This is a genomic window from Gaetbulibacter sp. M235 (assembly GCF_043876835.1).
GTDB lineage: Bacteria > Bacteroidota > Bacteroidia > Flavobacteriales > Flavobacteriaceae > Yeosuana.
The window spans coordinates 561,981-577,928 of record NZ_JBAWJZ010000001.1; the positions used below are offsets into that span (position 1 = coordinate 561,981).

Here is a 15,948-nt window from a genome sequence, read left to right on the forward strand (position 1 = left end):
GAAATTAATAAATTTTAATCCCGCTTTTTTAGTAAAAAAAGCGGGATTAAATTATAGAGTACATAAAGTAAATGGTTAATAATTAAATAAATCTTAACGTTTTAAGATTTTATTTTAAACACTATGATGCTTAATGGAGGCAAGACAAGTTCGGCGGAAAAATCCTTTCCATTCCAAGCTTGTTTTTTTATGGTAATATCGTTTTTATTTGAAACTCCGCTTCCTCCAAATTCTATAGCGTCACTATTAAAAACTTCTTCAAGTTTTCCTTTTAAAGGAACACCTATACAGTATTTATCATGAACGGTTGGAGTCAGATTGCAAACAACGATAACATTATCTTCTTCCCTGTATCCTTTTCTAATATATGAAATTACCGAATTTTCATGATCATCGTAACTTATCCACTCAAAACCCTGTCCGCTAAAGGCCACTTCAAATAAAGCGGGTGTATTCTTGTAAAATGTATTTAATGCTTTAAAATAATTTTGAAGATTTTTATGAGGATCAAATTCTAATAAATTCCAGTTTAAACTACCTTGAAAATCCCATTCATTATATTGTCCAAATTCACCACCCATAAACAGTAATTTGGTGCCTGGATGTGTAAACATGTAGCCATATAATAAGCGTAAATTGGCAAATCGTTGCCACTCGTCACCGGGCATTCTTCCTAACAAAGAGTTTTTACCATAAACAACTTCATCGTGCGATAACGGCAACATGAAATTTTCACTAAAAGCGTACGCTAAACTGAATGTAATTTCATTTTGATGATATTTTCTATATACTGGGTCTTTAGCAAAATATTCCAAAGTATCATGCATCCAACCCATCATCCACTTCATACCAAAACCAAGTCCACCTATAAAAGTAGGTTTTGAAACCATAGGAAACGCTGTTGATTCCTCCGCAATGGTTTGAACGTCTGGGAATGATTTATAAACTTCTGTGTTTAATTCTTTAAGAAAATCAATCACTTCAAGATTTTCTCTTCCTCCATAAATATTTGGTTCCCATTCGCCATCTTCCCTGGAATAATCTAAAAATAACATGGATGCTACAGCGTCAACACGTAAACCATCGGCATGATATTGTTCAAGCCAAAATATAGCATTACTGATAAGGAAAGATTTAACTTCGTTTCGGCCATAATTAAATATTAAACTTTTCCAATCTTGATGATATCCTTTTCTTCTATCAGGATGTTCATATAAACAAGAACCATCAAAAAAGCCTAATCCATGTGCGTCTTCAGGAAAATGTGATGGTACCCAATCTAAAATAATGCCTATATCATTTTGATGTAATTTATCTACCAAATATTTAAACTCTTCGGGATATCCGAATCTAGAAGTAGGAGCAAAGTACCCTGTAACTTGATAACCCCATGAAGGATCATAAGGAAATTCCATAATTGGCATGAGCTCTACGTGTGTAAAATTCATGTCCTTAACATAAGCCACTAACTCATCTGCCAACTCAAAATAGGACAAAAAACGATCTTCTTCAACTTGTTTTTTCCATGACCCTAAATGGACTTCATAAACCGAATATGGTGCATCAAGTGCATTATGTTTTTTGCGTTTTTTCAGCCACGAGCTATCTTTCCATTTGTAAGTATCATCCCAAACAATAGAAGCTGTTTTTGGAGGATGTTCACAACGTGTTGCGTATGGATCTGCTTTTTCGGTTTTTATATCATTATGATGACTATGAATTTTGTATTTATAAATATTTCCTTTGCCTACAAAAGGAATAAAACCTTCCCATATTCCGCTTCCATCCCAACGAACATTTAATTGATGCTCGCCTTCTATCCAAAAGTTAAAATCTCCAATAACCGAAACAGATTTGGCACTTGGAGCCCAAACCGAAAAATAGGTGCCGTCTATTCCGTCAACAGTTGTGATGTGAGACCCAAATTTTTCATATAATCTGTAATGTTTTCCTGCTTTAAAAAGGTTAATATCAAAGTCTGAAAAAAGACTGTAAACTTTTACTTTTGCCATGTTTTGTTAATGATTAATAATGTTAGAAATTCCTTTTAAAGGAATAACGGCCCATTGTGGACGAGAATTGAGTTCGTAACCCAATTCATAGACTGCTTTTTCAAGTAAGCAGTATTTTAAAATGAAAACACGCTCTTGATTATATCCTAAATTTAAATTAGCATTTTGTGTTTCAGTAACATAAGTTCCTAAAAACAGACCTGTAATAAAACCATATAATATCTCTCCGGCTTTAAATAAGTCTTCTTGAGGTGCTTTATAGTGGTCCTTTATGTTATTAAAAATTGTCGCATAAATAGCATAATGAAACGATCTAAATAATCCAGCAACATCTTTAAGCGGAGGTTGTTTTACCTTTCGATCTCTAATGGTACTTTCTGGTTCTCCTTCAAAATCTAAAATAAAGAAATCATCATCATCAACCAAAATTTGACCTAAATGGTAATCACCATGAACTCGAATACGTTCACCTTTAAGTTTGGTCCAATCAAAGGTTACAAAACGTTTTCTGATGAGGTTTTTTTTATCAAGAAATTCATTTGCTAATTCTAAAGCCAATCCATCTAATTTATGCAGATTGTTTTCAATAGTATTCAGTCTGTTTTGAAACTGGTAAAGCATTCTGTTTTTTAACCAAACCGTATAATCATCATTAAAATGAGTAGGCGTAAAGGCGGTTTCTTCAAATTCTGAACCTAAAGCAATGTGCATTTCAGCAGTACGTTTTGCTAAAGTTTTAACTTTTAAAAACAAGTTTAATCCAGCCCAATCAATAATTTGTGGAGGAATGTCTTTAATGTTTAAACGCTGAAATAATGTTGTTTTTGGTAATGAATGGATTTTAATTTTTTTATGTTCTAAATTTGAAAATACTTTATGTAATTCTTTAAGCATATATTCCCAAGCATCGCCTTCATTTGGAACCATTTCTTGAAGTAAAGCTATGGTAATATAATCATTGTCAGAATCTACTATGTTTATGCTTCCTAAATAAGCGGGTGTATTTTTAAAGCCTTTTTTCTCGGATAAAAACTGACTCATTTCAAAATCTGGGTTTTTATCGGCATAAATACGTCTGAAGAATTTCAAAACATATTTATCATTATAAATTAATGAGGTATTACTTTGTTCTAATCCCATGAATCTTGAAGATTCATAGGTAATATTATTTAATAGAATACTTTTATGATACTGTACTTTTGTGGTATCTTTAGGTAGCGCTGTAACAATACGTTCAAAAACTAACTTTCTGAATGATTCAAGGTTTGTGGCATCAATAATAAACCCTTCCTTCCCTTTAATACTTATAGGGAGTATGCGGTCTTTATGAGAAAAATTCTCATCAGTAACAAAGGCTATAGGTAAAAAATAATGTTGATAAAAAGCCTCTACAAAATTCACTTCCAGAATCAAACCATAATAAACTTCACCAAATTGCTGAATTCTAAAATATTCAGACAGTTCAATGTATTTCATTTTGCTGGCTTTGCCACCATACCAACGTTGGTTTAAAATATAATCACCTAATACATCAGAAAGAAAAACTTTTACAAACGATTTATTTTCTAACAAATCATCCCAATTATCATCGAAATTGAAAGACTGCATAATCGTTGTTTTTGTTTCTTCTTTTTTAGACATTTCTATTTAATTATTTTAAAAACATGAAATGGTAAAGTTGGGTGTAATTCAATATAATTCCATTCGCTTTGCCAATTATATATGTTTTCAGTTAGAAGATCATGCATTTGTATAAGATGTCCGTGAGGAACATTTAATTCATGTAAAGGCACTTGCACGGAGCCTTGCTGAGAATAGTAAGGATCTAAACTAATGATAATTAATAGTTCGTTGGTTTTAGAATCATTCCACTTGTAAAAAGCCAATAAATTATTGTTCTCTATGTAGCAAAATTTAATGTTATTGGTTTGTTGAAGCGCTTCGTTATTATGACGAATTTGATTTATTTTAGTGATAATGGTTATTAATTTATTCTCTTTGTTCCAATCATAATGACACAACTGGAACTTTTCGGAATTAAGATATTCTTCTTTTCCCGGAACCGCGTCATCAATCATAAATTCAAACACAGGGCCATAAATACCAATGTTAGAGCTTAAGGTTGCTGCCAATACATATCGCTGAATATATTTAGACTCATTAGCGCCTTGTAAATGCATTGGGTTAATGTCTGGAGTATTTGGCCAAAAATTAGGACGCATATATTCACGTTGATCTGTTTTGGTTAGTTCTTCAACGTATTCAATCAATTCGTGTTTGGTATTTCGCCAAGTAAAGTAAGTATAAGATTGCGTATAACCTTGCTTACCTAATTGTTGCATTACTTTTGGCCTAGTAAATGCTTCAGCTAAAAACAATACATCCGGATGTTTTGCTTTGACTTGTGCAATTACCCAATTCCAAAAATAATAAGGTTTTGTGTGTGGATTATCTACTCTAAAAACATGAATACCACAATCTATCCAATACAGTAAAATATCTAAGCATTCTTGCCATAGGTTTTTATAATCGTCGTTTTCCCAATAAATTGGCAAGATATCTTGATATTTTTTCGGAGGATTTTCAGCATATTGAACTGTGCCATCTGGACGCCATTTAAACCACTGCGGATGTTCTTTTACCCAAGGATGGTCTGGTGCAGCTTGAAGCGCATAATCCATGGCGATTTCAATATTAAACTCTTTAGCTTTTTGAATTAACGATTTAAAATCTTCAACAGAGCCTAATTGTGGGTGCAAGTCTTTATGTCCACCGTATTTCGAACCAATTCCCCAAGCAGATCCTACATCGCCATCATGAGCAGTTGTCGTATTATTTTTTCCTTTTCTGTTGACCTCGCCTATAGGATGAACAGGAGGAAAATACAAGGTATCAAATCCCATTTTAGCCACTCTTGGTAATAAACGCTCACAATCTTTAAAGGTTCCGTGAACACCTTCGTGTTCTGAGGTAGAACGAGGAAAAAATTCATACCATGTGCTGAATCTAGCTTTTAATCTGTCAACATAAACAGGAAAATCCTTTGAAGTATTTGCTAAAAATTTTTGAGGATGATTGATGAAAATTTGATGCAATCTATCACAAGTTGCTTCTTTAATTGCTTCCTCATATTGGTGTTCGTCTGCAAAAATATTTATAAGGTGGTCTAAGAAAAGTGAATCGTTTTTCTCTGTTTTATCTTTTATTTTTTTAAGAAACTCAATACCTTCAAGCAATTCAGACTTTACATATTGATTGTCATCAATTTTTCTTTCAATACCATGTTGCCAGTTAAGGGCGTAATCAACCCAACCTTCAACTTTATACGTGTAATAACCTTGTTTTTCAACCGTGAAAGAGGTTTGCCATTCATCATTTACAAGATGTTGAAGACGAACTTCTTTCCAATTTTTATCCTTTTCATGTTTATATAAAACAGATGCCGCTATAACATCATGACCATCGACAAGTACATGAGCATTTACGGTTATAATTTCATTTACAACTCGTTTTATAAAAAAATCACCATCGTTTATTTTAGGGGAAACATAGTCAATGACGACCCGTTTTTGATTTTGCATTATAGTAGTAGATTAGAATCAATAAATTTTTTAATCAGTCATTAAATAACATAGCCAACTGGAATTATAGCACCTTTTTTAATAACAACAATACCTTCTTTAATAACATACATATCTGTTTCTTTGTCTTCTAAATGTTTACCTCCATTAATTCTAACATCATCACCAATACGGCAGTTTTTGTCAACAATAGCATTTTTAATAAAACAGCGTTCACCAATACCTAAAAGTATTTTTATTTTATGATTTTCAATTTCTTCAAGAGTTTCATAATAATCGCTACCCATCATATAGGTGTTAATAACGGTAGATTCTTTACCAATTCTTGAACGAATGCCAATAACAGATTGCTCAATTTTTGCTGCGCCAATAATACACCCTTCGGCGATAACAGTTTTATTCAATACAGTTCCAGATATTTTGGTGGTAGGCAACATTCTAGCCCTTGTATATATGCGCCTTGATTTGTCATATAAATCAAATTGAGGGATGTCATCAGTAAGTCCTAAATTGGCTTCAAAAAAAGAGTCTATATTTCCAATATCTGTCCAATAGCCTTCATATTGATAGCTCAACGTTTTATGGTCGTTAATGGATTGTGGAATGATTTCTTTTCCAAAATCGTTGGTTGTTGGGTCGTTCATTAACTCAACAAGGAGGTTTCTGTTAAAAATATAGATACCCATGGAGGCCAAATAATGTCGTCCTTGAGATTTCATTTCAGCGCTAACTTCAGAAGTCCATTCGGGTAACAAGCTAGCGTCCGGTTTTTCAATAAATGAGGTAACTACATTTTGGTCGTCTGCTTTTAAAATACCAAAAGAGGTTGCTTCTTTACCATTAACAGGGATAGTTGCAATGGATATTTCGGCATTATTTTTTATGTGTTCGTCAATCATTAGCCTATAATCCATTTGATACAATTGGTCGCCAGAAAGAATGAGCACATAGTTAAAATCATGTCTTAAAAAGTGATGCATACTTTGTCTAACAGCATCAGCGGTACCTTGAAACCAAGTTTTATTGTGAGGTGTTTGTTCTGCGGCAAGAACATCTACAAAAGCAGAGCTAAAGAAGCTAAAGTGATAGGTGTCTTTTATGTGCCTGTTTAACGAAGCGGAATTAAATTGTGTTAACACAAACATGCGCTTAATGTTGGAATTGATGCAGTTAGATATAGGAATATCTACAAGTCGGTATTTGCCTGCAATAGGTACAGCCGGCTTTGATCTTTCTTGGGTTAACGGGTGTAGTCTTGAACCTTGACCACCGCCTAAAATGATAGCTAAAACCTTATCGTTAATCATGTTTATTAGTTTAAGGAGTTATGTAAATTTGAGTGTTTTTTATTTAAAAGTAACACGCTCTGTTAAAGTACAATTTTTTTAATAATTAATTTTATTGTTTAGAGCAAAGATTTATATAATCCTTCCACTTGTTTAGCTATGGCCGTCCAATCGAAATAATCCTCCACGCGTTTTCTTCCTTTTTTAGCCATTGATTCTCTCATCTCTTTGTTTTTTATTAATGTGTTGATGCCGTTAGCTAAATCTCTAGAAAATTTATCAGGATTTACCGGTTCAAAAGGAGCTTCTGTTTGTTGTTCTAATGGTACCAATATACCAGTTTCCCCATTTACCACGACTTCTTTTATGCCTCCTACAGCACTTGCAACAACAGCTGTTTCACAAGCCATAGCTTCAATATTTATAATTCCGAATGGTTCATAAATTGACGGACAACAAAACACATCTGCATGAGAATAAAGCTGAATAACTTCTTTTTTCTCAAGCATTTTCTCAATCCAAATCACATTTTTTCTGGTTTTTTTCACTTCTGCCACACTATCTTCCATTTCTTTGGCGATATCTGGTGTATCAGGAGCGCCAGCACATAATACAATTTGAGTGTGTGGGTCAATATATTTTATGGCATTTACTAAATGAATAATTCCCTTTTGCCTTGTTATTCTACCAACAAAAAGCACATAGGGTTTTGATTTGTCAATACCATAAGTTTCTAAAGTTGAAGTTGCATTAGTAACCACATATTGTTGAAGATTGATACCGTTGTAAATAACCTTAATTTTGTGTTCATCTACATTAAAATATTTTAAAACATCTTCTTTGGTTTCCTTGGAAACGGCAATAACCGCATCGGCCATTTCAATAGCCGTTTTTTCTACCCAAGACGATGCATCATAGCCTCTGCCTAATTGTTCTCTTTTCCAAGGTCTTAAAGGTTCTAATGAGTGTGTTGTAATTACCAAAGGAATTCCATAACAAAGTTTAGCTACAATACCCGCAAATTGAGCGTACCAAGTATGGCAATGTACAACATCTGCATTGCTGTCTTCAGCATTCATTTGAATACACGTGCTTAATGTTTGAAAAACAGCTTTAAGTTTTGAATTACTATCATTAAAAACAGGATTATCATAAGGATATCCTTTAACTGTTAAATTTCCATTTAGTTTTTCCTGATCTCCAAAGCATCTAACATCTACTTCCATAAGCTTTGAAAGCTCTTCTGCCAAATATTCAACATGAACACCTGCACCACCATAAACATAAGGAGGAAATTCTCTAGTATAAAAAAGGACCTTCATAAGAAACCAATAAAATTATTTAAAAACAAACGTATACCTAGTAATTTTAACAATCACACAATAAAGACGTGTTGCCTATAAACTTAAAAATATTATTTCAAAGGATAGGTATGCGTATAGTACTATTATTGATAATTTTTAAAAAGTTAAAATTCACTAAGAATATTTCAACTAAAATGAATTTTTCAGTATTCTATTTTGAAGTTTATAATGGATTTTAATGAAGGATTAGTTAATAAAGAGTTTATTATAACTTATTTTAATAAAAAAGAGCATCAAATTATAACTTGATGCTCTTTTTATTGTATTATTTAAAAATTAAAATTTAATCATTCAATTTTAAAACAGCCATAAACGCTTCCTGAGGTATTTCAACATTACCTACTTGACGCATTCGTTTTTTTCCTTTCTTTTGTTTTTCAAGAAGCTTTCTTTTACGAGAAATATCTCCACCATAACACTTTGCCGTTACATCTTTTCGTAAAGCTTTTATGGTTTCTCGAGAAATAATTTTAGCACCAATAGCGGCTTGAATAGGGATATCAAATTGTTGTCTTGGTATAAGTTCTCTTAACTTTTCACACATTTTTTTACCTATATTTTGAGCATTATCAGCATGAATTAATGCAGAAAGCGCATCAACAGGTTGGGCGTTTAATAAAATATCAACACGCACTAATTTTGAAGAACGCATCCCAATTGGATGATAATCAAAAGAAGCATAGCCTTTTGAAATGGTTTTTAATCGGTCGTAAAAATCGAACACAATTTCTGCCAAAGGCATGTCAAAACTAAGTTCAACACGTTCTGTTGTCAAGTAAGTTTGATGTGTTATGATGCCTCGTTTATCAATACAAAGCGACATGACATTACCCACAAAGTCTGATTTTGTGATGATGGTTGCTTTAATATATGGTTCTTCAACACGATCTAAGCCAGAAGGATCTGGTAAATCTGTTGGGTTATTTACAATAATTGGTGTTTCAGGATGTTTTTTGGTAAAGGCATGATAGCTTACGTTGGGAACGGTTGTAATGACAGTCATGTCAAACTCGCGTTCTAAACGCTCTTGAATGATTTCCATATGAAGCATGCCTAAGAAACCACAACGAAAACCAAATCCTAAAGCAGCAGAACTTTCTGGAATAAATACCAGTGAAGCATCGTTTAGCTGTAGTTTCTCCATTGAACTTCTTAACTCTTCATAATCTTCTGTGTCAACCGGATAAATTCCAGCAAATACCATTGGTTTTACATCTTCGAAACCAGAAATAGGATTTTTGGTTGGATTTTTTGCATCGGTAATAGTATCTCCAACTTTAACTTCTTTAGCCTCTTTAATACCAGTAATTACATATCCAACATCACCAGCTTTAATTTCATTTCTAGGAAACTGGGTAAGTTTTAACGTTCCAACTTCATCAGCTCCATAGGTTTTACCAGTGGCAATAAACATAATTTGCTGATTCTTTTTTATAGAACCATTAATGACCCTAAAATAAGTTTCAACACCCCTAAACGGATTATATACTGAGTCGAAAATCAACGCTTGTAAAGGTTCGTCAACATTGCCCTTTGGTGCAGGAATACGTTCTATAACAGCCGCTAAAATTTTATCAACTCCAAAACCTGTTTTCCCGCTGGCATGAATTATATCCTCTGGGTTACAACCTAATAAATCTACAATATCATCAGTAACTTCTTCGGGGTTTGCACTTGGTAAATCCACTTTGTTAAGTACTGGAATGATTTCTAAATCATGTTCTAAAGCAAGGTATAAGTTTGATATGGTTTGAGCCTGAATACTTTGGGCAGCATCAACAATAAGCAATGCTCCTTCACAAGCAGCAATAGACCGTGACACTTCATACGAAAAATCTACATGGCCTGGAGTATCAATTAAGTTTAAAACATATTTTTCACCTTTGTAGGTGTATTCCATTTGAATAGCATGCGATTTGATAGTAATACCTCGCTCGCGTTCTAAATCCATGTTGTCGAGTAGCTGGTTTTGTTTTTCCCTATCTGTTACTGAACCAGTAAAATCTAGTAAACGGTCAGCAAGCGTACTCTTTCCGTGATCTATATGTGCAATAATGCAAAAGTTTCTTATATTCTTCATAAAACAATCTATACCTAGATTTAATTTGCAAATATAGATGAATTTATCTGTAATTTTTTAATGTTTTAAAGGATTGGGATATATCATTAATTTTATGTTAATTGTATCATTTATAAAAAGTTAAGCAATGAGAATTATAATTTCAATATCTGTTTTTGTTTTAGGAACATTTAATTCTATTAGTCAAATAAGTACACCGATTGAAAAATTTGCTTTGCCTACTACTTTAAATGAATCTTCTGGAGCCATTTTTTTTAACAACAAACTAATTACTCATAATGACTCTGGAGGAGAAAATAAACTTTATGAGTTGGATACAATATCTGGTTCAATAACACGAGAAGTTACCATTTTAAACGCCACAAATATTGATTGGGAAGACATTACTCAAGATGAGACAAGCATTTATATTGGAGATATTGGCAACAACATTAGCGGAAACAGAACCGATTTAAAAATTTACAAAATCAGTAAAAACGATTATTTAAGTTCAGAAATAGTAAATGCACAAACAATAGCTTTTAGTTATTCTGATCAAATAGACTTTACTGCTTCAAGCTCAAATACTACCGAATGGGATGCAGAGGCTTTAGTTTCTTTTAATGCAACGAATTTAATTGTATTTACTAAGAATTGGGTTAATGGAATTACAAAAGCTTATTTAGTTCCAAAATCATCAGGCACATATGCTTTGAGTCCTTTAGTTACTACTTTAAATAGTGGCGGATTAATTTCTGGTGGAACGTATAATCCTTTAACAGCTAAACTTTTTTTAGTTGGATATACTGACACATTACAACCTTTTTTTTGGGAAAGTAAAAATTTTACTGGGATCGATATATTTTCCGGCACAAATACAAAAACATCCATAGCTTCCACATTTGGTTTTGATCAAGCTGAAGCTATAACTTATGTCAATGAAAACAGATATTTTATAACGTCTGAATCCTTTTCTCAGAGTATTTTTTCTGATTATGCCAAATTAATTGCTTTTTCAACAAACGATGTTGCTTTGTCTGTTGATGACATATCACCCAAAAACGACATTGTTCTGTATCCAAATCCAGTGAATGATTTTCTTTATATTAAAAATGCAGACGTTAATTCGGTTCAAGTTTTCGACATGAAATTAGCGCAACTATACAACGGAAATGCCTCGTATATAAATATGAGTAATTTTAGTAAAGGAATTTATATTGTTAAAATTAACTTCGGAAACGATTATTCTATAATTAAAAAAATTGTAAAAGAATAATCGTCACTTTATATAAATGAATTAGTACAACATGAATTCATTTATTTCTAATTAGTTAAAAAAACTTAATTTTGCGCCAAAAATAAAATTGTGGTAAAAATAGACAACATAGAACTTCCTGATTTTCCTTTATTGTTAGCACCAATGGAAGATGTAAGTGATCCACCTTTTAGAGCATTATGCAAAGAACAAGGAGCTGATGTTGTATATACTGAATTTATATCAAGCGAAGGTTTAATTCGTGATGCTGCAAAAAGCATTATGAAATTAGATATTTATGAAAAAGAGCGTCCTGTTGGGATTCAAATATTTGGATCCAATTTAGAAAGTATGTTGCAAACCATAGATATCGTAGAAAAATCAAAGCCAGATATTATCGATATTAATTTTGGTTGTCCGGTTAAAAAAGTAGTTAGCAAAGGTGCTGGCGCAGGTATTTTAAAAGATGTTTGCTTGATGGAACAACTTACTGCCGAAATGGTTAAACGCACCAATATTCCAATAACTGTAAAAACACGATTAGGTTGGGATCATGATTCTATAAGAATTGTTGAGGTTGCTGAAAGATTGCAAGATGTGGGTTGTAAAGCCATTTCAATTCACGGAAGAACCCGGGCTCAAATGTATAAAGGCAATGCCGATTGGAAACCCATTGCTGAAGTTAAAAATAATCCGAGAATGCATATTCCTGTTTTTGGTAATGGAGATGTTGACACACCAGAAAAGGCCATGGAAATGCGTGATGTTTATGGGCTTGATGGCGCTATGATAGGTCGTGCAAGTATTGGCAACCCATGGTTTTTTAAACAAGTAAAACATTTTTTTAAAACAGGTGAGCATTTGGCTCCAATATCTATTGAAGAACGCGTAGAAGCAGCTCGCAGACATTTACAAATGGCTATTGATTGGAAAGGTGAAACCTTAGGCATTTTTGAAACTAGAAGACATTACACCAATTATTTTAGAGGCATACCACACTTTAAAGATTACCGAACTAAAATGGTTACAAGCGATCAGTCTGCCGATGTGTTTGCAGCATTTGACGAAGTACTCGAAAGATTTTCAGATTATCAGTTTACGGAGTAAATATTGAAGCCAGAATTTAGTGTGCTTCCACTAAAGTTTTTGTAATTCTTGCAGAAGCAATTTTTGATGCAATGATTCCTAAAACGGAGATTGTTAAAAACACAATAACCAGATTTTCAAATTTTAAAGTTACCGGATAAGCTAGGGTTGAAGTGATCATAACCAAGGAAAAAGTTTTCTGTAAAACAACTACAATAAATCCAATTAACAATCCGATTACACCTCCAAAAAGGGTCATCAAAGTTCCTTGAAAAAAGAATATTTGGCGTATCTCTTTTAATGTAGCTCCAAGATTAAACAAGGTGTTTAAAGTTTTTTTCTTATCAAGAATCATCATGATAATGGAGCCTATCACATTAAACAACGCAATAATTAACACCAAAGTAAAAATTAAGTAAACAGCCAGATTTTCGGTGTTTAACATTTTATACAGTGCATCGTTAAGTTGCGCTCTGTTTTTTATAATAACCTTATCACCAAGAATCGCCTGAATTTTTTCCTTTGTTGTGGTTTCATCTGAACCCGGAGTTAGTCTAAATTCAATACCAGAAATTTGGTTGGGTTTATAGTGTAATAGTTGTTTTGCTAAATCAATGGATGAAAAAATATAAGTATCATTAATTTTTTCATTGATATCAAACACTCCGGTATTTACTGCTTTTATAGAATTAAACGCATTATTTGTTGATGTTATTTGTCCTTTTCCGGGTTTCGGAACATAAATATTGAGCGCTTTTGAAAAATCTAAAACACCTATTGAAAGATTGTTAGAAATACCCCAACCAGATACTACTTCATGACTGTCTTGAGAAAACCAACTTCCCTGAACAATAACAGAGTCAATACTGGTAACACTTTGAAAAGATTCATCAACACCTTTTAGGGTAACAATATCATTTTTATCATCTATAGATACAATTACACGTTCTTCAATAATTTTTGAATAGAGTGCAATTTCCTTTAAATCCTTTAATCTTTTGGTGTCATCATCAGTTAGAATAAAAGACTTGCCAATCGCAGCTTCGGCTTTTAAATCGGGATCCACAATACTTGAAAACTGAAGCGTGAAATCTTTTAAACCAGCAAAACCAGACAACACAATAAACAAAGAAGCTGCACCTAAAACTACACCTATTGCGGCAATAATGGTTATAAAGTTAATAGCATTGTTACTGCTTTTTGAGCGTAAGTATCGTTTTGCTATGTAAAGAGATACATTCAATTAAGATTTTTTGCGTTTATCTAAAATGCTTGGATCTTTAATAGGGTTATCTTTTCCTTTTAAGGATTGATCAATTTGATCCATATATTCCAAAGTATCATCAATAAAAAACTCAAGTTTAGGCATGCGTCTTAATTGATGTTTGGTGCGTTGTGCAATTTCATGTTTTATTAAAGGAGCATTTGATTTTATACCTTCCATAAGTTCGGCTCCTTTGTTATTTGGAAAAATACTTAAATATACTTTCGCCACAGATAAATCAATAGTTACTTTTACTTTTGATACAGATATTAGAATGCCTTGCATACCTCCTTGTGTGGCAGCATTTTGTAATACATCAACCAAATCGCGTTGTAATACAGAACCTATTTTTTTTTGTCTTTGACTTTCCTCTACGTTACTCATTTTTTCACTCCATTAGTTTATGGAGCAAAAATACAGGATATTTAAAGATTATCTTACTTTTGATTTGCAAAATTTGTATCTTCATTTAAACGACATAAAATGAATAAAATTGAACACATAGGAATTGCGGTTAAAAATTTAGAGTCTTCAAACCTATTATTTTCAAAACTTTTTGGAGAAACACATTACAAAACTGAAAGCGTTGAAAGTGAAGGTGTAAAAACATCTTTTTTTAAAGTTGGAAGTAATAAAATTGAGCTTTTAGAAGCCACAAATCCAGAAAGTCCGATTGCTAAATTTATTGATAGAAAAGGAGAAGGAATTCATCATATAGCTTTTGATGTTGATGATATAGTTGAAGAAGTAAAAAGATTGGTAAATGAAGGGTTTATAGTGTTAAATGAAACCCCTAAAAAAGGAGCTGATAATAAACTTGTTGTGTTTTTACACCCTAAAGCCACAAATGGAGTACTTATAGAGCTATGTCAAGAAATAATTTAAACAAATAAATTTCTTGTAGAGTTATAAAAATAGTATTAAATTCGCAGCCAATTTCGGTCCTATAGCTCAGTTGGTTAGAGCACCTGACTCATAATCAGGTGGTCCCTGGTTCGAGCCCAGGTGGGACCACTAGTAAAATCAAGGCTTCACAGAGTTTTTGCTCTTTGAGGCTTTTTTATTTGCAAACAATTTGCAAACACTTCAAAATTTAACATTTTTTAACATAATTTCTTGTTTTTTGAGTAGTTTTGATGGAATACTAGTATCTATTAAATGGATTTTATTATTCAAAAAGCAAACTTACTTCAACTCCAATAGCTTTTGAAATTTAAATTGCCTTATTTTTAGGGATGGCTATAACGGTCTATAACCGTCAGTTACGGGTTAAATTAGCGATTATTTTCGGTTATGCACAGAAGTTAGCAATTCCGAGTGGATTCGGACGTAGTCGAATCCGCCGTAATTGCGGTTATAAATTGTTGCAAGCAGTTTTTTTATTTTTCTATTTCCTTAAATATTCTTTTTAAAGCACCTTTAATTCCATCGGGTACAGTTTTTACTGCATCAGGATAATCCAAATAAGAATTTCCTTTTTGTGTGTTGTGTTTTGTATGCAAAACCAAATTTCCATCAGAGTCAAAATATTGCATTTCAACTTCTGTGTCTTGACTTTTGCCAATTGGAATAAGCATCATGCTATATTTTGTATTAATGAACTTAAGCTGTGTAAAAATGATTCCGTCCAATTTATTTGAAGTACATATATCGGATATTTTTTGTTTTTCAAGGTCAGTCCATTTTTCAAAGTTTGGGTATAGTATATTTTTAGATTCAATCTCCATTTTTTTTAGTTCAGAACTCATTATTTTGTCATAATTCTCAGAAGTTCCGTTTACAATTTGGTCAATTATTGGTTCATTTTCGAGTTGACTAAATCCGAGTATTTTTGGTTTTGTCAGAACTATAGTTTCTTTTTTATAAAGCGTTTTAGTTCCGAAAGCAGCACAATTTGTTGAGAGAACAGTTATGCCTAAAATTAATGTTAGTTTAAGTAGGTTTCTCATTTTCTGAAATTGCTTACGGTTCGTATAAGAATAGTAGCCGATTGCGGGCTTCATCCCTGTCAAGTTACACAAAAGTTGTAGCGGGCTACAAC

At 32.6% G+C, this 15,948-nt stretch carries 12 protein-coding genes and 1 tRNA gene; 4 read left to right on the forward strand and 9 right to left on the reverse strand.

Annotated elements, in window-relative coordinates; genetic code table 11:
- Positions 1–101 precede the first annotated feature (101 nt).
- The 6 genes from glgB to lepA form a co-directional block, all read right to left on the reverse strand.
- Positions 102–2,012: a 1,4-alpha-glucan branching protein GlgB gene (gene glgB / locus V8G69_RS02555; protein WP_394880161.1), complete on the reverse strand. Its 1,911-nt coding sequence runs from the start codon at positions 2,010–2,012 to the stop codon at positions 102–104.
- Between the two features lie 6 nt (positions 2,013–2,018).
- Positions 2,019–3,653 carry a trehalose synthase gene (locus V8G69_RS02560; protein WP_394880162.1) on the reverse strand — a complete coding sequence of 545 codons (1,635 nt, stop codon included), beginning with the start codon at positions 3,651–3,653 and terminating at the stop codon, positions 2,019–2,021.
- A 2-nt stretch (positions 3,654–3,655) separates the two neighbouring features.
- Positions 3,656–5,593, reverse strand: coding sequence for an alpha-1,4-glucan--maltose-1-phosphate maltosyltransferase (locus tag V8G69_RS02565; RefSeq protein WP_394880163.1), 1,938 nt, complete (start codon positions 5,591–5,593; stop codon positions 3,656–3,658).
- A gap of 41 nt (positions 5,594–5,634) precedes the next feature.
- Positions 5,635–6,900 (reverse strand): glucose-1-phosphate adenylyltransferase, encoded by a 1,266-nt coding sequence (locus V8G69_RS02570; protein WP_394880164.1) that lies wholly within the window; start codon positions 6,898–6,900, stop codon positions 5,635–5,637.
- A gap of 98 nt (positions 6,901–6,998) precedes the next feature.
- Complete coding sequence (gene glgA, locus V8G69_RS02575) at positions 6,999–8,201, reverse strand: glycogen synthase (protein ID WP_394880166.1); 1,203 nt, start codon at positions 8,199–8,201, stop codon at positions 6,999–7,001.
- Positions 8,202–8,526: 325 nt separating this feature from the next.
- Positions 8,527–10,323 (reverse strand): translation elongation factor 4, encoded by a 1,797-nt coding sequence (gene lepA / locus V8G69_RS02580; RefSeq protein ID WP_394880167.1) that lies wholly within the window; start codon positions 10,321–10,323, stop codon positions 8,527–8,529.
- 127 nt (positions 10,324–10,450) lie between these two features.
- Between lepA and V8G69_RS02585 the strand changes: the two genes are divergently transcribed.
- Together V8G69_RS02585 and dusB are read left to right on the forward strand one after the other, a co-directional pair.
- Positions 10,451–11,578 carry a T9SS type A sorting domain-containing protein gene (locus V8G69_RS02585; protein ID WP_394880168.1) on the forward strand — a complete coding sequence of 376 codons (1,128 nt, stop codon included), beginning with the start codon at positions 10,451–10,453 and terminating at the stop codon, positions 11,576–11,578.
- Between the two features lie 90 nt (positions 11,579–11,668).
- Entirely contained in the window at positions 11,669–12,664 is a 996-nt protein-coding gene (gene dusB, locus V8G69_RS02590) for a tRNA dihydrouridine synthase DusB (RefSeq protein WP_394880169.1), read from the forward strand.
- A 16-nt stretch (positions 12,665–12,680) separates the two neighbouring features.
- On the opposite strand, the gene V8G69_RS02595 is transcribed toward dusB, so the two are convergent.
- Both V8G69_RS02595 and rbfA read right to left on the reverse strand, forming a co-directional pair.
- The gene (locus tag V8G69_RS02595; protein ID WP_394880170.1) at positions 12,681–13,886 is read right to left on the reverse strand and encodes an ABC transporter permease; all 1,206 of its coding nucleotides are present in this window, start codon (positions 13,884–13,886) and stop codon (positions 12,681–12,683) included.
- Positions 13,887–14,291, reverse strand: coding sequence for a 30S ribosome-binding factor RbfA (rbfA, locus tag V8G69_RS02600; RefSeq protein WP_394880171.1), 405 nt, complete (start codon positions 14,289–14,291; stop codon positions 13,887–13,889). It lies immediately after the preceding gene.
- A gap of 99 nt (positions 14,292–14,390) precedes the next feature.
- On the opposite strand from rbfA, the gene mce reads away from it, so the two are divergent.
- Together mce and V8G69_RS02610 are read left to right on the forward strand one after the other, a co-directional pair.
- Positions 14,391–14,792, forward strand: coding sequence for a methylmalonyl-CoA epimerase (gene mce / locus V8G69_RS02605; protein WP_394880172.1), 402 nt, complete (start codon positions 14,391–14,393; stop codon positions 14,790–14,792).
- Between the two features lie 55 nt (positions 14,793–14,847).
- Positions 14,848–14,921, forward strand: a tRNA-Ile gene (locus V8G69_RS02610).
- Positions 14,922–15,286: 365 nt separating this feature from the next.
- On the opposite strand, the gene V8G69_RS02615 is transcribed toward V8G69_RS02610, so the two are convergent.
- Positions 15,287–15,856 carry a hypothetical protein gene (locus tag V8G69_RS02615; RefSeq protein WP_394880173.1) on the reverse strand — a complete coding sequence of 190 codons (570 nt, stop codon included), beginning with the start codon at positions 15,854–15,856 and terminating at the stop codon, positions 15,287–15,289.
- Positions 15,857–15,948 lie beyond the last annotated feature (92 nt).

What these genes read in the sequence shown, in the direction of transcription:
- rbfA (WP_394880171.1), bottom strand. Translation starts at nt 14,291, where the DNA reads ATGAGTAACGTAGAGGAAAGTCAAAGACAAAAAAAAATAGGTTCTGTA.
- mce (WP_394880172.1), top strand. Translation starts at nt 14,391, where the DNA reads ATGAATAAAATTGAACACATAGGAATTGCGGTTAAAAATTTAGAGTCT.
- V8G69_RS02615 (WP_394880173.1), bottom strand. Translation starts at nt 15,856, where the DNA reads ATGAGAAACCTACTTAAACTAACATTAATTTTAGGCATAACTGTTCTC.
- lepA (WP_394880167.1), bottom strand. Translation starts at nt 10,323, where the DNA reads ATGAAGAATATAAGAAACTTTTGCATTATTGCACATATAGATCACGGA.
- glgB (WP_394880161.1), bottom strand. Translation starts at nt 2,012, where the DNA reads ATGGCAAAAGTAAAAGTTTACAGTCTTTTTTCAGACTTTGATATTAAC.
- glgA (WP_394880166.1), bottom strand. Translation starts at nt 8,201, where the DNA reads ATGAAGGTCCTTTTTTATACTAGAGAATTTCCTCCTTATGTTTATGGT.
- V8G69_RS02565 (WP_394880163.1), bottom strand. Translation starts at nt 5,593, where the DNA reads ATGCAAAATCAAAAACGGGTCGTCATTGACTATGTTTCCCCTAAAATA.
- V8G69_RS02560 (WP_394880162.1), bottom strand. Translation starts at nt 3,653, where the DNA reads ATGTCTAAAAAAGAAGAAACAAAAACAACGATTATGCAGTCTTTCAAT.
- V8G69_RS02585 (WP_394880168.1), top strand. Translation starts at nt 10,451, where the DNA reads ATGAGAATTATAATTTCAATATCTGTTTTTGTTTTAGGAACATTTAAT.
- V8G69_RS02570 (WP_394880164.1), bottom strand. Translation starts at nt 6,900, where the DNA reads ATGATTAACGATAAGGTTTTAGCTATCATTTTAGGCGGTGGTCAAGGT.